The organism is Burkholderia pulmonis (assembly GCF_984667975.1).
Map to the genome: position 1 here is coordinate 565,887 of NZ_OZ480188.1, position 22,681 is coordinate 588,567.

At 65.7% G+C, this 22,681-nt stretch carries 6 protein-coding genes and 1 pseudogene; all 7 read right to left on the bottom strand.

Annotated elements, in window-relative coordinates; genetic code table 11:
- Nucleotides 1–57: 57 nt before the first annotated feature.
- The 7 genes and pseudogenes from AC5LXK_RS34175 to AC5LXK_RS34205 all read right to left on the bottom strand — a co-directional run bounded on the left by AC5LXK_RS34175 (nucleotide 58) and on the right by AC5LXK_RS34205 (nucleotide 21,784).
- On the bottom strand, nucleotides 58–1,056 hold the full coding sequence (locus AC5LXK_RS34175; RefSeq protein ID WP_493395036.1) for a TauD/TfdA family dioxygenase: 999 nt from the start codon (nucleotides 1,054–1,056) through the stop codon (nucleotides 58–60).
- Nucleotides 1,057–1,138: 82 nt separating this feature from the next.
- On the bottom strand, nucleotides 1,139–2,449 hold the full coding sequence (locus AC5LXK_RS34180; RefSeq protein ID WP_493395037.1) for a diaminobutyrate--2-oxoglutarate transaminase family protein: 1,311 nt from the start codon (nucleotides 2,447–2,449) through the stop codon (nucleotides 1,139–1,141).
- A gap of 159 nt (nucleotides 2,450–2,608) precedes the next feature.
- Nucleotides 2,609–3,559 carry a UDP-glucuronic acid decarboxylase family protein gene (locus AC5LXK_RS34185; RefSeq protein ID WP_493395038.1) on the bottom strand — a complete coding sequence of 317 codons (951 nt, stop codon included), beginning with the start codon at nucleotides 3,557–3,559 and terminating at the stop codon, nucleotides 2,609–2,611.
- A gap of 174 nt (nucleotides 3,560–3,733) precedes the next feature.
- Nucleotides 3,734–4,453, bottom strand: coding sequence for a thioesterase II family protein (locus AC5LXK_RS34190; RefSeq protein WP_493395039.1), 720 nt, complete (start codon nucleotides 4,451–4,453; stop codon nucleotides 3,734–3,736).
- A gap of 708 nt (nucleotides 4,454–5,161) precedes the next feature.
- Nucleotides 5,162–5,848, bottom strand: coding sequence for an HAD family hydrolase (locus AC5LXK_RS34195; protein ID WP_493395040.1), 687 nt, complete (start codon nucleotides 5,846–5,848; stop codon nucleotides 5,162–5,164).
- Nucleotides 5,849–6,109: 261 nt separating this feature from the next.
- A pseudogene (locus AC5LXK_RS34200) lies at nucleotides 6,110–6,484 on the bottom strand (response regulator transcription factor); the annotation flags it as partial.
- Nucleotides 6,485–6,691: 207 nt separating this feature from the next.
- The gene (locus tag AC5LXK_RS34205) at nucleotides 6,692–21,784 is read right to left on the bottom strand and encodes an amino acid adenylation domain-containing protein (protein WP_493395041.1); all 15,093 of its coding nucleotides are present in this window, start codon (nucleotides 21,782–21,784) and stop codon (nucleotides 6,692–6,694) included.
- Between the last annotated feature and the right edge of the window lie 897 nt (nucleotides 21,785–22,681).

A 22,681-nucleotide genomic window follows, 5' to 3' on the forward strand; every position in this document is an offset into this window, starting at 1 on the left:
TTTCGCGTGCCTGCTCAATCGAGTGGGTTGTTCATTCGCGCGCCCCGGGTTTGCCGGCTACATGGCCAACGGCGTTCCCGTGTCGGGGGAGCAGGGATCGAGCAGCGACACGACGACCTTGCGCTCGCCTTCGAACGGGTTGCGCCCGTGCGCGAATCGCATGTTGTCGACGAGCAGGACGTCGCCGCGCTGCCACGGAAACGCGATCGCGCTTTCGCGGTATGCGCGGCGGATCTGCTCGATGTCGTCGAGATCGAACGGACTCCCGTCGCCATAGAACGCGTTGCGCGGCAGCCGGTCATGGCCGAACAGGCTGACGATCGAACTGGCGAGCGATGGGTCCAGGTTCGAGATGTGGAACAGGTGTGCCTGGTTGAAGAAGACCTTGTCATGCGTGACCGGATGGCTGGCCACGCCCTGGTTGATCTGGGTGGTGCGCAACGTGTCGTCGTCGAGCCATTCGTGTTCGATGCCGTTGTCTGCGCAGAAGGTCGCGACCTGGCTGCGGTCGGTGGTCTGAAAGACGGTTTCCCACGGGATGTCGACGTGCCGCCGGTAGTGCCGGACATAGCGGACCTGTTTCGCGTCGAAGTTCTCGAGGATGCGCGCACCGATCCTGCGGCTCACCTCCCGCATGTCGGCGATCGGCGTTTCGCCGCCGGCCGTGGGCGCGACAAGGCAGCAAAATGCGACGCGCAGCGGCCAGCTGCGTTGATACGCGTTTTCGCAATGAAGCGCGATCGTCTCGCTCGGCGGATACTCGGTGGCCGTGAAGATGCCGTTGCCGATCGCGGTGCGCGGCGTGGAACGATAGACGTAGTCGGATTGACGGGCCGACACCGCGCCCGCAAACGCTTCGAATTCGGCGATCGACGATACGTCGAAGCCGCGAAACAGCAGCGCCCCGTGTTCCAGCAGCCGCGATTCCAGCGCCACGCGATTGTCATTCACCGCCAGCACGAGATCGTGCCCGTTCATGCGCGCGTTCGATGCAGGCTCCAGCAGCAACGGCGAGGCGCCGTCGGCAAGCAGCTTGCGTTCCGTCATGCCCAGCATGGTCGACTATTCCTTATCTGAACGTGGATCGCGGCGCAACCCGGACCGACCGATCGATCGTCACGGTCACGCCGCGGCATGCCTAGGCACGGCTGGCCGTTTCAACCGCGTGTTCGAAGCGGTCGAGAATCTCGTGGATATCCGCCTCCGAAACGATCAACGGCGGCAGGAACCGGAGTACCGCGCCGTTGCGGCCGCCGGTTTCGATCACGAGGCCGTTTCGCAGGCAATTCAGCTTGATGGCTTTCGCCAGCGCCGCATGGGTCGGGCCGGGTCGGCCATCACGGCCGGGCATCACGACTTCGACGCCGATCATCAGGCCGCGGCCGCGGATCTGGCCCAGAGCGGGAAAGCGTTCGGCAATACGTTCGAGGCCGGCGACCAGTTGCTTGCCGACCTTGTCGGCGTGCGTCGACAGCCCGTCCCGCTCGACGATGCGCATGGTCGACAAGCCGGCCACCATCGCGATCTGGTTGCCGCGGAAGGTGCCCGCGTGCGAGCCGGGCGGCCAGGTGTCCAGGCGCTTGTCATAGACCACCACCGACAGCGGATAGCCGCCGCCGAACGCCTTCGACAACACCAGGGCGTCCGGCCGGATGCCGGAATGCTCGATGGCGAACAGCGCGCCGGTGCGGCCGAGGCCGGTCTGCACTTCGTCGACGATCAGCGGGATTTCATGCCGCAGCGTCAGCTCGCGCAACTCGATCAGCCAGGCGTCGGAAGCGGGGATGCAGCCACCTTCGCCCTGCACGACTTCGACGATGACGGCCGCGGGTTTCGTGATCCCGCTCTCGGGATCGGACAGGACCGTCCGGATGTAGTTGATGCTGAGTTGATCGGTTGCCGAGCCGTCGGTGCCGAACGGGCAGCGAAACGCATAGGGGTAGGGCAGGAAATGCACGTCGCGCCCGTTGCCGCCGGCCGATTTCGGCGTGAGATTGCCCGATGCGGCGAGCGCGCCGGCCGTCATGCCGTGGTAGGCCCCGTGGAACGCCATGATCGTCGGGCGGCCCGTATGATGCCGGGTCAGCTTGATCGCCGCTTCGACGCCATCCGCGCCGCTCGGACTGCAGAACTGGATCTTGCCGGATTCGGCGATCGCGTTCGGCAACAGCGAGAACAGCTGTTCGACGAACGCGTGCTTGGCCGGCGTCGCCAGGTCGAGTGCCTGTTGCAGTTGACCGGATGACAGGAACCGCATGACGGCTTCGTTGACTTCCGGGTGATTGTGCCCGAGCGCGAGCGTGCCGGCATTGGACAGGCAGTCGATGTACTCCTGTCCGTCGGAGTCGCGCATGCGTATGCCTTCGGCATGGGTAAACAGCCGTGGAAACGACGTCGCGTAGGTTCGCGCGTTCGATTCGACATGCTTGAGATAATCGAGTTGTTCCATGCGTAGGAATCAGGCTTGAAACGCGGATGATGGACACGGGCGCATCAGCATCGCTTTGTGTCGGCCAATAGTGCAACGGCAAAGGTGCGGCGGTACGGCGGATTGAAGCATGGTCGCTGTACCGCGTCTGCCACGGGAAAGCGGGACACCGACGCGGCGTCAGGCCGGCACGGTCGAGCGGAAATAGTCGATGGTCCGCCGCAGCCCCGCTTCGAGCCCGATCGTCGGCTTCCAGTCGAGGTGGGTGCGTGCGAGGCCGATATCCGGGCAGCGTTGCGTCGGGTCATCCTTCGGCAACGGCCGGAATACGATCCGCGACTTCGAGCCGGTCAGGCGCAGGATGATCTGCGCGAGTTCGCTGACCGCGATCTCGTGCGGATTGCCGAGATTGATCGGGCCGGTGATGTCCGTGGGCGTGGCCATCATCCGGATCAGGCCGCCGACCATATCGTCGACATAGCAGAACGCGCGGGTCTGGCTGCCGTCTCCGTACAGCGTGATGTCCTCGCCGCGCAGCGCCTGCACGATGAAGTTGGACACCACGCGGCCGTCGTTCGGATGCATGCGCGGCCCGTACGTGTTGAAGATGCGGACCACCTTGATCTGCACGTTTTGCTGGCGGTGATAGTCGAAGAACAGGGTCTCCGCGCACCGCTTTCCTTCGTCGTAGCAGGCCCGCGGCCCGAGCGGGTTGACGTTGCCGCGGTAAGACTCCGGCTGCGGATGCACGTCCGGGTCGCCGTACACTTCGCTCGTGGACGTCTGCAGCACACGCGCATGCGTGCGCTTCGCGAGCCCCAGCATGTTGATCGCGCCCATCACGCTGGTCTTGGTGGTCTGCACGGGATCGAATTGATAGTGGATCGGCGACGCCGGACAGGCGAGGTTGTAGATCTCGTCCACCTCCACGTACAGCGGAAAGGTCACGTCGTGGCGCAGCGCCTCGAAGCTCGGATTGCCGAGCAGCGCCGCCACGTTCTGCTTGGTGCCGGTGAAATAGTTGTCGACGCACAAGACGTCATGACCGAGCTCGACCAGACGCTCGCACAGATGCGAACCGAGGAAACCCGCGCCACCGGTTACGAGGATCCGCTTTCGATTACGTTGCACAATTGCACTCCAGGTTTGACGCGTAGGTAAGTGGCGATCTGCCTGCGGGCAGGTTGGACCGGCCCTCGGCTCCGGCCTGACGGCCGACACCGCGCGAGGCGTTTTGCTGCAACGATCGCGGCCCGGGCCGGCACGCTGATCGCGCGATGCCGATCCGGCCGCGTGCGCAGCACGTCATGCCTGCAGGGCGTCCGGCGAAACGTGATTCGCCTGCCGCAGGCGCGTCGCGATGATGCCGGCCATCGCCCGCATTTCGCTCCGGATGAAGAAGTGATCGCCTTCGATCACGTGAAAATCGCAGCGCCCGGTTGTCGCGGCATCCCAGCCTGAAACGGAATCGGCCGGCACCTGTTCATCGGCCAGGCCCGCGAACGCGGTGATGTCGACGGCCAGCCTGCGTCCGGGCGCGGCCCGGTAGTTTTCGATCAGCGTGAAATCCGCACGCAGCGCCGGCATCAGCAACGCCATCATTTCGCGGTTGTCCAGCACCGGCATCGGCGTGCCGCCCATTTCGCGCAGCGCGTCGATGAAGGCGCCGTCTTCCAGCGCGTGCATCCGGCGAACGGGGCGTTCCTTGCCCGGTGCGGCGCGCGCGCTCACAAACAGATGCCGGAGATTCGGTTGCGCGTGGGCGGGGAGCCGCAGCGCCAGTTCGACGGCAATCGCCGCGCCCATGCTGTGGCCGAGCATCGCGAAGGGGCGATCGAAGCAATGGCCCAGGTCGTCCAGCAACGCGTCGATCAGCGTCGGCATGTCCCGCTCGGCAGGCTCCGACAGGCGGCTGCCCCGGCCCGCCAGCTCATGACGGTGCACCTCGATCCCGGGCAACAGCGGTTGCAGGCCGCGATAGACGGCGGCCGAGCCGCCTGCATAAGGGAAGCAGATCAGACGCATGCGAACGGGCACTCGAACGGCTCATTGGCGGCCGGGCTACCGGAGATCGCGCTGCAAGCATTCGCGGGTTCGGCGATGTTCACTGTCAAGGGTCCGGTCGTTGAGTTGATGGCGATGCGTCGGCATCTGCAGCCGGATCGAATCGGGTTCGAGCGACTGGCGCGACGTCGCGATGCGCCCGTTTGCATTGCCGATGCGTGATCGCGGTACAAAGGCCGTGCGGCCGCGAGCGGGAAGTCGCGGAAGCGTCGACTCGCCTCATGGAATCTCACGGTGCCGAACGGAATCGAAATGCACCCGATCCGGCAGGGCATGAGTTAAACATGAGGCCGCGTGGATGTATGTCGTAGAAAAACGGGACGTGGGGCGGGACGGGGATGCGTTCGGTTCGCGCATCGTCGTGCGCGCTTCGCGGGAACGCTGAGGGAGTTGACGCGAGTCCTGGCGACGCCGCGCTCAGTGACCGCTTCGATGCATGACGTGCAATCTCGCGAATTCCCGAAGATTCCGCATTTCCGCGGCTCGCGTGTCGTCTTCGTCGGTCGGGAATCGACGAACCGGTGATCCACCTTCAACACTTTGCTGAAATGGACGATGAACGCGGGCGGAGTCTGCCCGCGCCATTCTGAGACAGCGTCTTCAAGCACGCGTCCGTGACGAGCGCGTCGTCAGCTTGGGCAAGAGCGCCCTGCGTGACTGCCGTATTGCTCAGCCTGCAGTGGCGAGACCAAGCAGCCGGACGAGCCGGTCATCGTCGAAATCCGGAACGGCAACCGCCCCGCGCGTGGTCAGGACGTCCGCCTTGGGCGGCGTGCCGATACCGATGAACTCGAGCCCGAGCGTGTCGGCGACTTCAAGATCCCAAAGCCCGTCGCCGATGGAAACAGTCCGGCAAGACGGCTCGACGCCATAGTATTTCCGGGCACGTTCGACGGCGGCGGCAACGAGATCCGTCCGTGACGGGTACACCGACGACGTCACCAGCAGATCGTCGTCGAACGGGATGCCGACGGCCTGCAGTTTCCGCTCGCTGACGCGCCGTACGCCGCCGGTCGCAAAGACAATGCCCCAGCCCGATGCCGTCGCCTCCCGCAAGAACCTGCCGGCGCCCGGGATCTCCTTCAGCCCCTGGCGGGCAAGCGCCGCCACGAAATGACGATCGATGTCCTGTTCGAAGGCCGCCACAGCCGATGCATTCATCGGGCTCAAGCCGTTGGACGACAGCGCGTGCGCCAGGATGCCCGTGTCGGTGTGATGCGGATAGCGTCCCCAGTTCGTATCGAGCTCGGGCAGCTTCAACGCAAGCATCGCGGCCAGGAACGCGGACTGATGCAGGGCGACCGAATCGGTCAGTGTGCCGTCGATATCCAGTACGAGTATGTGTTCGGTTTTCATGGGGTGACGTGGCGAAAAGGGCGGCGCGCCGGATTTCTTGCACCGGCGAGCCGATTCGATCGGTGGGCAGGCGAGCCGCTATCATAAGCATCCGGGGCGCTGAATGCCAACGCTGCCCTCACGACAAGGAACTCAGGTCGCGCATCGAATCGCGCGGCTCGGGATATTGACGGACGAGCGGATCCGCGCATACGAGGTCGAACCGGATGACGACAGCGGAATGCGGTGGCGGCAGCGTGCCTACGTAGCCGCGACGCGATACGCTCGCCGCAGCAGCGCACGGGCGCGCGCGACGAGCACGCGGGGATCGAGCGGTTTCGCGAGGTAGTCGTCCGCACCCGCATCGAAAGCGGCGACCTGATCACCGACATCGGCACGCGCGGTCAGGACGATCACGGGTACGTTCGAGAACGTGCGGATCTGCCGGCATACTTCCATGCCGTCGGGGTTCGGCAGCATCAGATCGAGCATCACGAGCGCGGGCAGATGCTCGCGCACGGCCGCGACGGCGAGGTCGCCGCGGTGAACGACCGTCACCGCGAACCCGTACCGGTCCAGATATTCGCGCGTCAGCCGCGCGAACCGTTCGTCGTCTTCGATCAGCAGGACACGGTTTGTGCGCGCGCCTTCATTCATTCGGCATGCTCCTGAATGACGGGCCGCCGGCGCGATGCACCTGATTGCCGCCGGCCGCGTCGCGGTGCGCAATGCGCAGAATGCGCCGCCCGTTCGTGTGCCCGCCCGGCGACGCAGGCGGGCCGGCCTTCCTTCGGTCGACGACGAACGAGCCCGTGCGAGGCCGGTGCGTGTCCGTCGTCGACTGCCACGAAGCCGGATCCCCGGTCAGGAAAGCGAACCATCGCTCATTCCCTCGATATATTCACCGTGACGCGGCCACGCGCCCGTGACGGAGGCCGGCAAATCCGGCGACGCTTTTCCGTATGTTGCGCCCGCGCCGAGCGCAGCAGCAACGATCGGCCCGATCTCGGCGAGCGCCGACGCGCTCATCATCGTTTCATGCAGGCATGCGATGTCGTGCACGTCGATTTTCCCTCGCACATACGGTTGCCATGCCCGGACGTCGCGAGGCTCATAAGCCTCCGGCCGGTCGAGTGTCGCCCTGAAGAAGACCACGTCGCCGTGGAATACGTCGGGCGCAAACATGCTGGCCTGCGCAGGCGCCACCTGGAATTGCCGCACGATCGATTCGAAGGTCCGCGCGTTGAACGTGCTGAACATCGGATTGTGTTCGGCAAGGCGCGTCCTGAGCGTGTCGATCGTCAGCGAGCATGCGCTGGCCGGCTGAGGCGCGTCCACGAATGCGCGTATCAGCACGTCGATGACTTCAGTCTCCGTCGGTGCGGGGTATGCGTCGCGTCGCGCTTCCGGATAACCGTCGAGCATCGCGAGCAATGCCACTTTTTCACCGGCGCATTGCAGCTGGGTGGCGATGGCGTGCGCGATATGACACCCCAGCGACCAGCCGAGCAGGTGATAGGGGCCGGTGGGCTGTACGCTGCGAATCTGCCGGACGTAGTCCTGCGCCATCTCCTCGATCGACTGCTCGTCGGTGTCGGCTTCGGTGAGCGCGCGCGCCTGCAGACCGTAGAGCGGCCGGTCCCGCAGATGATGCGTCAGGCTCGCGTACGGCCAGCTGAAGCCGCCGGCCGGATGAATGCAGAAGAGCGGCAGGTGCGTCCCTTGCGGCTGGATCGGCAGCAGGACGGCCAGCGCGTCCGACGCGCCCGTTTCGTGTATCCGGGGCGCCAGCTGTGCAACGGTAGGCGCTTCGAACAGCGTGCGAATCGAGACCTCGTGCCCGAACGTCTCGCGGATGTGCGCGAGCAGGCGGGCAGCGATCAGCGAATGTCCGCCGAGCGCAAAGAAGTTGTCGTGCCGGCCGATGCGCTCGACGCCGAGCAGATCGGACCACAGCGCCGCAACGGTGCGCTCGATCTCGCCTTGCGGGGCCTCGTACTGTGCCTGGGCGAACGCGTCGTCGTCCGGCTCCGGCAACGCGCGGCGGTCGAGCTTGCCGTTCGCGGTCAGCGGCAACGTGTCGAGCACGACGAACGCAGCCGGCACCATGTAGTCGGGCAACCGGGCGGCAAGGTGCTCGCGCAACTGCCGGACAAGTTCGGCACGCGGTGCGGCATCGTCCACCGACACGTACGCCAGCAGACGGGCGTTGCCCGCGGCATCGGGGCGTGCCAGCACGACGGCTTCGCGCACGGCATCGTGCGACGCAAGCTGCGCCTCGATTTCGCCCGGCTCGATGCGGAAGCCCCGGATCTTGACCTGATCGTCGTTGCGCCCGAGGAATACGATGTTGCCGTCCGGCAAGTAGCGCGCAAGGTCACCCGTGCGGTACATGCGTGCATCAGGCTCACCGGCCGCGCGGGCAAACGGATCGGGCAGGAAGCGCTGCGCGGTCAGATCCGGTCGGTTCAGGTAGCCACGCGCGACACCGGCACCGCCGATGTACAGCTCGCCCACGACGCCCAGCGGCACCGGTGCTTGCGACTCGTCGAGCAGGTAGATGCGTGTATTGGCGATCGGCTTGCCGATCGAATGGACTGTCTCGCCGGAGGACGGCACGAGTTCGCCGGAGGTGGCAACCACCGTGGTTTCGGTCGGGCCGTAGTTGTTGACGATGCGCAGCGACGACGGCAGCCCGGCGGGCAGTGTCGTGACGCGATCGCCGCCGATCAGCAGCGACTTCAGCCCCTGCGGCAGGCCCGACTGCATCGCCAGCAACGCCAGCGGCGTGACGAGGAACGCGCAATCCATCGATTGCGGGCGCCACCACGCCAGCAACGCTGCGGCATCGGACGCCAGCCCTGCCGGCGGCAGCAGCAGCGCGGCGCCGGCGCAGAGCGCGGGCCAGATTTCCCATACGCTGGCGTCGAACGCCGGACTGGCGGTGGCCGGTACGCGCGAGCCGGCGTGCAGATCGAAGCGTGAGATATGCCACGTCACGAGATTGGCGAGCTGCCGATGCTCGACCATGACTCCCTTGGGCGTGCCGGTGGAGCCGGACGTGTAAATGACATAAGCAAGATGGCGCGACGTCAATCCGCGTTCGAGCGTGGGGAGGTTGTCCGGCGAGTATGCGGCCCACGGCGGCGACGCGACACTGATATCAATGAGTGTGGTCGCATGCACGTCGGCAAGCGCCCGACGCCCGACCGGATCGACGAGTACGACCGCCGGCTTGGCGTCGTCGAGGATATGGGCCAACCGCGCACCGGAATAGGCGGGATCGATTGGCAGGTACGCCCCGCCGGCCTTGAACACCGCGAGCAGCGCGATGACCATCGCGACGCTGCGCTCGGCGCACACGGCAACGGGTGTATCGGGCCCGACACCGCATTCGACGAGGTAATGCGCGAGCCGGTTGGCACGGGCATTGAGAGCGGCATAGGAGAGCTGCTCGTGATCCGCGACGATTGAGACGGCCTCGGGCGTTTGAAGGACCTGCGCCTCGACGAGTTCGTGAATGCACCGGTGTGCGGGGTAGTCAGCCGCCGTCGCATTCCACGTGTGCAGCTGCTGCTGCCGCTCGTCGGTATCGAGCAGGCCGATCTGTCGGACCGGCTGCGTGTCGTCCCGGGTCATCGCGCGCAACACGGCGATCAGGTACGCGCCATGCCGCGCGATCGAGGTCTCGTCGAACAATGCGGTCGCGTAGCGCAACGCACCGGCCACCGCGCGGCCATCGTCGACCAGATCGAGTTCGAGATCGAACTTCGCCCGGTCGAACGCGCTGGCAACCGGGCTGACATCCAGGTCCGGCAACTCGATCGTCCGCACGTCGGTGTTCTGCCACGAAATCATCACCTGGAAGATCGACGTATGACCGAGCCGTCGAGGCGGCTTCACGATTTCCACGACCTGTTCGAACGGGAGATCCTGGTGATCCTGTGCGGCAACGACCGCCCCCTGGACGCGGTCGAGCAGTTGTGCGACCGACGGTACGCCCGACAGGTCGATGCGCAGCGCCAGCGTGTTCACGAACAGGCCCACGATGGATTCGAACTCGGGCCCGGAGCGATTGGCGACCGGGGTGCCGATCACGACGTCATCCTGGCCGGCGAGGCGCCCCAGCACCGCGGCCCAGGCCGCGGTGACGACCGCGAAGACCGTGACGCCGCGCTGCGCGGCGAGCCGTCTCAGGTCCCGTGCGAGCACCGCGTCGAGTTCGAGCGGCAGCCGCGCCGCGTCGAACTGCTGATGCGCGGGCCGCGGACGATCGGTCGGCAGCGTCAGCAGCGTCGGGATGCCCGCCAGTGTCTTCTTCCAGAAGCCTGCCTCGCGTTCGAGCCGTTCCGCGCCCAGCCATTGCCGCTGCCATGCAACGTAGTCGGGGTACTGGAGCGCCAGCGTCGCCAGCGGGTTCGGGCGTCCTTCCGTGAAGGCCCCGTAAAGCGCGCACAGCTCCTTGACGAGCACGGACAGCGACCAACCGTCGCAGACGATGTGGTGCAGCGTGAGCATGAAGACGTGCGTGTTCTCCGACAGCCTGACGAGGCGTGCGCGCACGAGCGGCCCGCGCGCGAGTTCGAACGGGCGCACGGCCTCTTCCTCGCCCACGCGCAGCCAGTTTTCCGGCGCACCGGGTTTCGACGACAGATCGTCTTCGCGCCAGGGCATGCCGTCGCCGGCCGGAAGCAGCGCCGCACGGGCATCGCCGCTTGCGCCAGCAGTCTCGGGAAACACGGTGCGCAACGCCTCGTGGCGCGCCCACAGCACATCCAGCGCGAGATGCCAGGCATCGGCGTCCAGCCTGCCGTCGAGCCGCAGCACGAGCGGGACGTGATAGATCGTGCCTGCGCCTTCGAATCCGCTCAGGAACATCATGCGCTGCTGCGCGAACGACAACGGCAGCGGGGCGTTGCGATCGACGCGGGCGATCGCCGGCGCATCGTCCCGGTTTCGGGCACCGACCACCTGCGCGACCGCACACACGGTCGGATGATCGAACAGCGACGAAAGCGACAGCCTGACCTCGTGCGTGGCGCTCAGGCGATTCAGCATCCGTACGGCAAGCAGCGAGTGCCCGCCAAGCGCAAAGAAGTTGTCGTGCCGGCCGATGCGTTCGATACCGAGCAGTTCAGCCCACAACGCGGCGATGGCGCATTCGATTTCGCCTTGCGGGGCTTCGTACTGCGCCTGGACGAAGGCGTCGTCGTCCGGCTCCGGCAGCGCACGGCGGTCGAGCTTGCCGTTCGGCGTAAGCGGCAACGTATCGAGCACGACGAACGCCGCCGGCACCATGTACTCGGGCAACCGGGTGGCAAGGTGCTCGCGCAACTGCCGGACGAGTTCTGCACGCGACGCCGTATCGTCCAGCGTCACGTATGCGAGCAGGCGGGTGTTGCCTGCAGTGTCGGGACGCGCCAGCACGATGGCTTCGCGTACGGCATCGTGCAACGCAAGCTGCGCTTCGATTTCGCCCAGTTCGATACGGAAACCCCGGATCTTGACCTGATCGTCGTTGCGCCCGAGGAAGACGATATTGCCGTCTGGCAGGTAGCGCGCCAGATCGCCCGTGCGGTACATGCGGGCATCGGGCTCGCCGGCCGCTCGGGCGAACGGATCGGGCAGGAACCGCTGCGCGGTCAACTCCTCACGGTTGAGGTAGCCACGCGCAACGCCGACACCGCCGATGTACAGCTCGCCCACGGCACCCAGCGGCACCGGCGCCTGCGACGCATCGAGCAGGTAAATCCGCGTATTGGCGATCGGCTTGCCGATCGGCACGGACTGGGCGTCGAAATCCGCCGGGCACGTAAAGGCCGTCACGTCGATGGCGGCTTCGGTCGGACCATACAGATTGTGCAACTGCGCATGGGGCAGACGCTCCAGGCAGCGCCGCGCGGTGGCCACCGGCAACGCCTCGCCGCTGCAGACGATCCGCGAGAGCGTCGTGCAGCGCGCGAGGCCCGGTGCCTCGAGGAAGCCGCCGAGCATCGACGGCACGAAGTGCAGAGTGGTGACCGCGTATTGCTCAATGGCTTCGGTCAGATAGTCGGCGTCACGGTGCGCGCCGGGCGCGGCCATGACGAGCGTGGCCCCGTTGGCCAGCGGCCAGAAGAATTCCCAGACCGATACGTCGAAGCTGAACGGCGTCTTCTGCAACACGACATCCCGGGCGTCCAGACGATAGGCGGACTGCATCCAGGTCAGGCGGTTGATCAGCGCATCGTGTTCGTTCTGCACGCCCTTGGGCAAACCGGTCGAGCCCGACGTGTAAATGACGTAGGCGAGATGACGCGGGGTCAACCCGAGCGCGTGCGGCGACAGATCGTCCGCAGACAGTCCCTCCCACGGCGGCGACGCGACACTCACGTCCACCAGCGCGTGCTTTGCCAGATGCACATCGCCGAGCGCATCGGCCAGCGCCTGACGCCCGACCGGATCAACGAGCACGACGCCCGGTGCGGCATCGGACAGGATATGCGCGAGGCGTGCACCGGGATACGCGGGATCGAGCGGCACATAGGCGCCGCCGGCCTTGAGGATGCCGAGCAATGCGACGACCATCGGCGTACCGCGATCGAGGCAGACAGCAACCGGCGTATCGGGAGCGATGCCGGATTCGACCAGGTAATGCGCGAGCCGATTGGCGCGTGCATTGAGTTCGGCGTAGGAGAGGCGCTCGTCGCCGGAGATCAGCGCGGTGGCCGCGGGCGTGCGCCGGACCTGTGCCTCGAACAGCCCGTGCAGATACTGGTGCCGGTCATAAGGCGCGTCCGTCGCATTCAGCGTGTCGATCAGCAGCGCCTTTTCGTCGCTCGACACGAGATCGATCGCCCATGCCGCCACGCTGTCATCCTCGCACGCGCGCTCGATGAATTCGAGAAGGCGAGCCGCATGGTGCGAGACGGCTACCGGATCGAACACGTTGCGGTTGTACCGGAGTTCGACGTCGATCGGCGCGTTTCTCCCGAATTGCGTAAACAGGAACGACAGGCCGTTCTCCGGCCCGTGCAGCCATTGGACGTGCGTGGGCTGACCGGCCACTTCGACGGGATGCCGCAAAAACAGCGTATTGACGCTCACGTCGATCTGGCGGGGATCGATCCCGTAACGCCTGACCATGTCGCCCAACGGGAATCGTCCGTGGCGCATCACGCCCCGGAACGCGTCGCCGATCTCGCCCAGGACCGCCGACACCGGGGCATCGTCCTGCTCGAGCGACACCGGAAGCGGAACGACCTTGGCGAATTGTCCGGGGATATCGAGCGCTTCGCGCGTCCGGTTCAGGAACGACACGCCGACGACCGAGCGCCGCTGGCCCGCAATACGCATCAGATAGATGCCGGTCAGCGCGGTCAGGCATTCCGACGGCGACAGCGCATGCTTTTGCGCGGTGTGCGCGAGTCGCGCCTGCAAGGCCGGCGAGAACGTCCTGCGCGTCGACGCAACGACGCCGCGCGCATCGACGGGATGAGCATGATCGGCCACCAGCGTCACCAATGCAGGACCGTCCATCTTCGTGCACGCCGACTGCCAGAATGCCGCGTCCCGCTCGTACGTCGACGAGTCGAGATAGCGATCGTCGAGCGCAAGCGTATCGAGAACGATCCGGTCCATGGCGAACGGATGGGCCGGATCCTTTTCGAGCGCGGCATAGTTCCTGCCGATGCGCTCGAACAATCGAATCGCGGCCCAGCCGTCGGTCTGCACATGATGCGAGCGCAACGCGACCAGTACGCTTCCGGGTGATTCGAAGACCGCGACCGCATTGGTCTCGTCGTCGAGACTGTCGTTAAGCTTCTCGTGCCAGTCGACGACCGCCTGTCGCATCTCGGCGTCCGTCCTTGTCGCGTGATCGACGACATGCTCGAAGCGCGCGGTCGGCCTCGGCCCTTCGCATTGCAGGCCGGCGTCGGAGAATTGAAGCCAGAATGTCTGATTCTGCGCAATGAGCGCGCGCGATGCGATGACGAGCCGCGCGCGATCGATTTCCGGCGCGCAGCGCATCGCCGCAATCGCAAAGAACGAGGTTCCGGGCCGCGACGCCTGCTCCTGGAGCCAGATCGCCTGCTGCGCGGGCGACAGCGCGTACCAGGTTCCGGACGGGCTCGCCGGCGCGTCGATCAGCCGCGCGATGTCCGGGCCCGCTGCATCAGCTCGCGTGCGTGCGACACCGGCATCCCAGAGGTCGGTGACCGATGCATCCGGCCGCTGCACGCTTTCCGTCACGAACGCGAGGAACAGCGCGATGATCGCGTCGATGCTCGCCGGATCGAACAGGTCGGCACTGTACGAGACGTCGGCGCTGACGGCTTCGCCCGTATCCAGGAACACGAAGGCGAGATCGGCGCCGCGCCCGACGCGTGCACGCGGCACGGCCTCGAGCGTCAGGCCGGAGATCGTCTCGCGCGCCGCTCCCGGGCCTTGCTGGAATTGGCAGAAGACCTGGAAGATCGGGTCGTACGATGCGCTGCGCGGCGGATTGACGGCCGCGACCACCTCGGCAAAAGGCAGCTCGCCCGCTTCGAGTGCGGACAGGAGCTCCCGCGACGCCGCGAGCAAATGGCTGGCGACGGAAGCGGATCGATCCAGCCGGTGGCGCAGCGGCAGCGTGTTCACGAAGAGGCCGACCATCGCTTCGGTCGCCGCGTGCGTTCTGCCTTCGGTCACCGTACCGATCACGATGTCGCGGCTGCGCGCGAGTTGCGCGCACGTGATGGCGAGTGCCGTTTCGAGCACGACGAACGGCGTGACGTGGTAGACGGCCGCGACTTGCCGGATCTGCTGCACGAGATCCGGCGGGAGCATGCGTTCGATACGCCCCGCGCGATCCGACAACCTCACCGGCCGCGGCCGGTCGGACGGCAGATCCAGACACGCGGGCGCACCGGCGAGGCGTTCCCGCCAGACCTGCCGCAATCGATCGAGGTGCGCGACATCGACGTGCCGCTTCGACCACGCCGCGTAATCCCGGTATTGCAGCGCGAGCGGCGTGAGTGCCGGTGGCTCGTCGGCGGCCAGCGCCGCATACGCGTGCCGGAAGTCGCGCCAGACCGTCGTCCACGACGTGGCGTCCATCGCGATGTGGTGAATCGAGATCATCAGGATCGAGCGCTGCGGCGACTCGACGAACAGCGTCGCGCCGAAGACAGGGCCGCTGAAGCAATCGAGCAGCTTCGCAGCCTCCGATTGCGCGAGTGACATCGCATCTTCCCCGGCCACATCGCGGCGTGCCAGCCGGAAGCTTTCGGCGTGCTCGACGACAGGGACGAACGCGCCGGTGGCGGCATCGCTCGCATAGTGCGTGCGCAGGATTTCGTGACGGTCGACGACCGCGCGCAGCGCGCGATCCAGTCCATCCTCGCAGACATGGCCGGACAGGATGAAGAGGCGCGAGGAATTGAACATCGTGCCGCGTGCCGCGCCCGCTTCGATCGCGAGAATCCGCTCTTCGGCGAAGGACAGCGGCATCGGCGCTTTGCGGTCGATGCGGACGATGTCATGACCGCTTCCGCGCGGCGTGGCATCTGCCAGTGCAAGAGCCAGTTCCGCGACGGTCGGTACTTCGAATACCTTGCGCAGCGGCACGACCTTCCCGGTTTCGCTGGCGATGCGCGAGACCATGCGAATGGCGACAAGCGAATGTCCGCCGAGTGCGAAGAAGTTGTCGTGCCGGCCGATGCGTTCGATACCGAGCAGTTCAGCCCACAACGCGGCGATGGCGCATTCGATTTCGCCTTGCGGGGCTTCGTACTGCGCCTGGACGAAGGCGTCGTCGTCCGGCTCCGGCAGCGCACGGCGGTCGAGCTTGCCGTTCGGCGTAAGCGGCAACGTATCGAGCACGACGAACGCCGCCGGCACCATGTACTCGGGCAACCGGGTGGCAAGGTGCTCGCGCAACTGCCGGACGAGTTCTGCACGCGACGCCGTATCGTCCAGCGTCACGTATGCGAGCAGGCGGGTGTTGCCTGCAGTGTCGGGACGCGCCAGCACGATGGCTTCGCGTACGGCATCGTGCAACGCAAGCTGCGCTTCGATTTCGCCCAGTTCGATACGGAAACCCCGGATCTTGACCTGATCGTCGTTGCGCCCGAGGAAGACGATATTGCCGTCTGGCAGGTAGCGCGCCAGATCGCCCGTGCGGTACATGCGGGCATCGGGCTCGCCGGCCGCTCGGGCGAACGGATCGGGCAGGAACCGCTGCGCGGTCAACTCCTCACGGTTGAGGTAGCCACGCGCAACGCCGACACCGCCGATGTACAGCTCGCCCACGGCACCCAGCGGCACCGGCGCCTGCGACGCATCGAGCAGGTAAATCCGCGTATTGGCGATCGGCTTGCCGATCGGCACGGACTGGGCGTCGAAATCCGCCGGGCACGTAAAGGCCGTCACGTCGATGGCGGCTTCGGTCGGACCATACAGATTGTGCAACTGCGCATGGGGCAGACGCTCCAGGCAGCGCCGCGCGGTGGCCACCGGCAACGCCTCGCCGCTGCAGACGATCCGCGAGAGCGTCGTGCAGCGCGCGAGGCCCGGTGCCTCGAGGAAGCCGCCGAGCATCGACGGCACGAAGTGCAGAGTGGTGACCGCGTATTGCTCAATGGCTTCGGTCAGATAGTCGGCGTCACGGTGCGCGCCGGGCGCGGCCATGACGAGCGTGGCCCCGTTGGCCAGCGGCCAGAAGAATTCCCAGACCGATACGTCGAAGCTGAACGGCGTCTTCTGCAACACGACATCCCGGGCGTCCAGACGATAGGCGGACTGCATCCAGGTCAGGCGGTTGATCAGCGCATCGTGTTCGTTCTGCACGCCCTTGGGCAAACCGGTCGAGCCCGACGTGTAAATGACGTAGGCGAGATGACGCGGGGTCAACCCGAGCGCGTGCGGCGACAGATCGTCCGCAGACAGTCCCTCCCACGGCGGCGACGCGACACTCACGTCCACCAGCGCGTGCTTTGCCAGATGCACATCGCCGAGCGCATCGGCCAGCGCCTGACGCCCGACCGGATCAACGAGCACGACGCCCGGTGCGGCATCGGACAGGATATGCGCAAGGCGTGCACCGGGATACGCGGGATCGAGCGGCACATAGGCGCCGCCGGCCTTGAGGATGCCGAGCAATGCGACGACCATCGGCGTACCGCGATCGAGGCAGACGGCAACCGGCGTATCGGGAACGATGCCGGATTCGACCAGGTAATGCGCGAGCCGGTTGGCGCGTGCATTGAGTTCGGCGTAGGAGAGGCGCTCGTCGCCTGAGATCAGCGCGGTGGCTGCGGGCGTGCGCCGGACCTGTGCCTCGAACAGCCCATGCAGATACTGGTGCCGGTCATACGGCGCGTCCGTCGCGTTCAGCGTGTCGATCAACAGCGCCTGCTCGTCGTCGGGCACGATCCGCAGGTGCTCGAGCGAACCGGATCCCGCCTCGAGCGCGTCCGCAAGCTGCTCCAGCGCACACTGCATGTATGCGCATATCCGTTCCGGCAGCGCCGGCGAGACGACCTGCGCGACGAGCTCGAGCGCATCGCCGTCATCCTCGACGGACAGCGTCACCGGGTAATTGGTCCGCTCGTGCGCAGACAGCAGCTCGACATCGGCCGGCCACTGCGCACGGCCATCGGTGTGGACGTTGTGGCGGTAATTCAGCAGCGCGCTGAAAAGCGGCGCGTTCGCTCCGATGCCGCTGCATCGTTGCGCCAGTGCGAGCGATGCATGCTCATGGGCAAGCAGGCCTGCGAGCCGTATCTGCGTGTCGCGGACTGCCGTGCGTACCTCGGTCGCGTCGATGTCGATGCGCAGCGGCAGCGTATTGATGTAGAGACCCATCGTGCGGTCCGAGCCCGCGCCGGCCGCCATGCGGCCGAACAGGACCGTTCCGAACACGACCTGCCGTTGACCGCTCGTGCGGGCGAGGACGAGCGCCCACGCCAGATGGCACAACGTCGCGAGGCTCACGCCGACCGTTCTCGACAGCGTACGCAGTCGTGCGTCGAGCGTGCCCGGCATCGTTCGACGCGCGTCGTACAGCGGCGCCATGTCGTCGTGCTGGAGCGTGAGGCCGAACGGCAGCGTCGGCGCATCGACGTCATTCAGCATCTCGCTGAAGAACGCTTCGTGTGCACTCGCGGGCATCCCGAGACGCGCATGCGCGACGAGGTTGCGGTAGGGCTGCGGCGCGGGAAGGCGGTGCAGCTGTCCGTCGAGCATCGCCTGGACTTCTTCGTTCAGGATCGCGAGGGTGGAATGGTCGCCGACGAGGTGATGGAGCAACATCATCGCGTGCCAGCGTCCTTCCGTCGCTTCGGCGATCACGAAGCGCAGGAGCGGGGCCTGTGTCAGGTCCATCCTGTAACGCCCCGGATGGACGTGATCCGGCAATTGCGCGGCGGCGCACTCGCCGGGGGCGTCGAGGGTCAGCTCGGTCACGTCGATGTTCGCGCGCCGCAGCACGACCTGCACCGGTGAACCCAGACCTTCCCACAGCACGGCCGTGCGGAGGATGTCGTGCCGCTCGACGAGGCAATCCATCGCCTGCAGATAGCGGTCGAGCGCGGCGCGATCGGCGAAGGCCAGATGCGCGCTCAGCAGATAGGGGTCTCCGTGCGTGCTGAGTACGTGATGGAACAGGATGCCGTCCTGCAGCGGTGAAAGGGCATAGATATCCTGAATGTTCGCGATGCCCCCGGGCACCTGCGTGACGAGGCGATCGATGTCGGCTTGCGACAGATCGGCGAGCGGCAGGAGATCGGGCGTGATGGCCTGCGTACCGGGCCCGAGCCGGTTTTCCGGCACGACCGCTTCGCGCAACTGACCGAGGGTGGCACAGAGTGCGGCGAGGGCCGGCTGCTCGAACAGATCCCGGATCGCAAGCGTCAGGCCGATCCGGCGCAAGCGCTCGATCAGCTGGACGGCGATCAGTGAATGCCCGCCGAGTGCAAAGAAGTTGTCGTGCCGGCCGACGCGCTCGACGCCGAGCAGGTCGGACCACAACGCGGCAACGGTGCGTTCGATCTCGCCTTGCGGGGCTTCGTACTGCGCCTGGACGAACGCGTCGTCGTCCGGCTCCGGCAACGCGCGGCGGTCGAGCTTGCCGTTCGCGGTCAGCGGCAACGTGTCGAGCACGACGAACGCCGCCGGCACCATGTAGTCGGGCAACCGGGCGCCAAGGTGCTCGCGCAACTGCCGGACAAGTTCGGCACGCGGCGCGGCATCGTCCACCGACACGTACGCCAGCAGACGCGCGTTGCCCGCGGCATCGGGGCGTGCCAGCACGACGGCTTCGCGGACGGCATCGTGCGACGCAAGCTGCGCCTCGATTTCGCCCGGCTCGATGCGGAAGCCCCGGATCTTGACCTGATCGTCGTTGCGCCCGAGGAATACGATGTTGCCGTCCGGCAGATAACGCGCCAGATCGCCCGTGCGGTACATGCGTGCATCAGGCTCACCTGCTGCGCGGGCAAACGGATCGGGCAGGAAGCGCTGCGCGGTCAGATCCTCACGGTTGAGATAGCCACGCGCGACACCGGCACCGCCGATGTACAGCTCGCCCACGGTGCCCAGCGGCACCGGTGCCTGCGACTCGTCCAGCAGATAGATGCGTGTATTGGCGATCGGCTTGCCGATCGCATGGACCGTCTCGCCGGAGGACGGCACGAGTTCGCCGGAGGTGGCGACCACCGTGGCTTCGGTCGGGCCATAGTTGTTGACGATGCGCAGCGACGACGGCAGCCCGGCGGGCAGTGTCGTGACCCGATCGCCGCCGATCAGCAGCGATTTCAGCCCCTGCGGCAGGCCCGACTGCATCGCCAGCAGCGCCAGCGGCGTGACGAGGAACGCGCAATCCATCGATTGCCGGCGCCACCATGCCAGCAACGCTGCGGCATCGGACGCCAGCCCTGCCGGAGGCAGCAGCAACGCAGCGCCGGCGCAGAGCGCGGGCCAGATTTCCCATACGCTGGCATCGAACGCCGGACTGGCGGTGGCCGGCACGCGCGAGCCGGCGTGCAGATCGAAGCGTGAGATATGCCACGTCACGAGATTGGCGAGCTGCCGATGCTCGACCATGACTCCCTTGGGCGTGCCGGTGGAGCCGGACGTATAGATGACATAGGCGAGATGATGCGACGTCAGTCCGCGCGCGAGCGGCGCAATGTTCTCCGCCGAGTGCGCGGCCCAGGGCGGCAACGCGACGCCGATGTCGACGAGCGTGGGCGTGAGCGTGGCCAAAGGCACGTCGGCAAGCGCCCGACGCCCGACCGGATCGACGAGTACGACCGCCGGCTTGGCGTCGTCGAGGATATGGGCCAGCCGCGATCCGGAGTATCCGGGATCGATCGGCAAGTAAGCACCGCCGGCCTTGAACACCGCGAGCAGCGCGACGACCATCGCGACGCTTCGCTCAGCGCACACGGCAACGGGTGTATCGGGCCCGACACCGCACTCGACGAGATAATGCGCGAGCCGGTTGGCGCGGGCGTTGAGGGCCGCATAGGAGAGCTGCTCGTGATCCGCGACGATTGCGACGGCCTCGGGCGTTTGAAGGGCCTGCGCCTCGACGAGTTCGTGAATGCACTGGTGTGCGGGGAAGTCAGCCGCCGTCGCATTCCACGTGTGCAGCAGCTGCTGCCGCTCGTCGGCATCGAGCAGGTCGATCTGCCCGATCGGCTGCTCGGGATTGGCGAGCGCCGTCTCGATAAAGTGAAGCAGCCGCTTTCGATGCGCCAGCACACTTGCGTCGTCGTAAAGCTCGGCATTCGCGTCCACGTGCAACGTACACCCGGGATCGCGCGGATCTCCGGTCATGGTCACGGCGAAATCGTTGACGAGCCCATTGGCGAGCGCATGCAGGGTCGCGCGACGCTCGCCGAATTCCCACCGGTTGCCGTATGGAACGATATTGATGCGCGGACCGAACACAGGTGCGGTGACCGCACCGCGCATCTGCTTGATCTCCTTCACGCGAAACTGCTGGTGCTTCATGTGCGAGAAGACTTCGGTACTCACGTGCCGCGTCAGTTCCACCAGCGACACGTGCGGCGCAAGGGGCAGCCGCATCGGCAGGATATTGGCGAACATCCCCGGCAGCGTGCGCGTGTCCTTCGTGCGGGCCGATACCGGGAAGTCGAACACGGTAATCCGGCCGTTGCTCGTTCGGTACAGGTAGGCCGCCACGATGGCCGTGAGAACGAGCGGCCACTTCCCGATCTGCGTCTCGATCCGGTCGAGCTGCCCGGCAAACGCAGCGGGAAGCGGTGCGGATTCCCGTCTGAAAAAGCCGCTCGCGCGCGGCGGCGTACCGACGAGGGTCTCCGGGGCAGGCAGGGTATCGACGTAGTCTTGCCAATACAGGCGATCGTTCACGTAGCGCGACGACGACCGGTACGAACGGTCGCCGTTCGTCATCAGGTCGATCGCCCCGAAGTCTGCGTCGGCGATCGGCTGCTGCCGCGTCAATGCCGTGTAGATCTGGGCCACCCGGTGTGTCACGAGCGGGATGCTCGCGCCATCCATCACGATATGGTGATAGCGCTGGTACCAGATATGGCGCTCGTCGCCGAGCTTGAACAGCATCTGGCTGAACAGCTTGCCGGAGAGCAGGTCGTAGGCGCTGTTCGACTCGAGCTGCATGACGTTCCAGCAAGCGGAACACGGGTCGGCTTCCTTCGACACGTCGATGAAATCCAGCCTGAACGAATCCGGTTCGCATTCAAACTGCTGCGGCCCCGTCGGTGTGTCGACAAAGCGAAAATTCAGGCTCCGGGCGTCCTGGATAACGCGCCTCAATGCCGCCTCGAAGGCAGGGCGATCTATCGCGCCGCCGATATCCACATAACCACGGCTGTCGAACAACGGGTTATCGGGTTCGAGTTTCTGCGAAAACCACATTTCCATCTGCGCAGCAGTCAGCTCCGCGAATTCCTGAGGGTCTTTTGTATTCAAAATTATCCTCGTCATTGTTCAATGCACGCAACTTGATGGCGGAGGGCGCGAATGATGAGCAGTCACGCATCGCGCGTTTCAATAACCTGAAAAATCAAACCCACTCTTGACGGTTGTTCACCGGCAGCCCGCGAGCAGGGTCGCTTTCGCGGTCAAGCAGCCGAAACGGGGAGGTATTGCCTGATTGGATTGGTGAACTGGTGACTCAAAGTATTCGTGCCACATGAATATTTGAAGTGCACTGTAGCATGCTGATTATGAAAATCAGCTTATCAAATACCGGTTATTTTTATTTCGAGCATGATCCGCAACAAATTAATAATTCGTTTCGATCCGATTGATTTAGATTATTTATTAACCCGACCCAATTCAACGAATAATCCATTCATAAAATTGTCGAACGATGACGACGGCCGTGCCGGCGCCTTCTGGACGCGAAACGCCGGGATCGATCATTCACGATCGTCAAACACAAAAAGCCCCGTTACGTCGTGGCTGACGAACGAAGCACCCGGCAAAAGGTTTGTCCGCTGCCGCGAACCGGGAGATATCGACCCGCGTTGCGACGGTTTTGTGTGCGCTCGTCGCGACTGGCCGGTCGAAAGGGTCGATGTTTGGCTCGTGCATCGCGCGGCCGAGCGGCGTCACGCGATTTCCAGCCCTGCGTGGCTTCGTGACGCGGAACACGCGGGCTGTGTCGCTGCGGAACGCCCTCGGCTTATGTCATCTTTCTTGTCGCGAGAGTCGATTTCGTGTCCAGACTGTCCCGCTCGAAAACGCGTCGGGCGCCGATCACGAGAAAGCGCCGACGGCCTGTCGACACCGGAGCAGGGGGCTGAATCGTCGCAACCGGTGTGCACGGTCGACGGGCCGTGCACACCACTGCGTCCTCGACAGCGCTTTTATCGGACT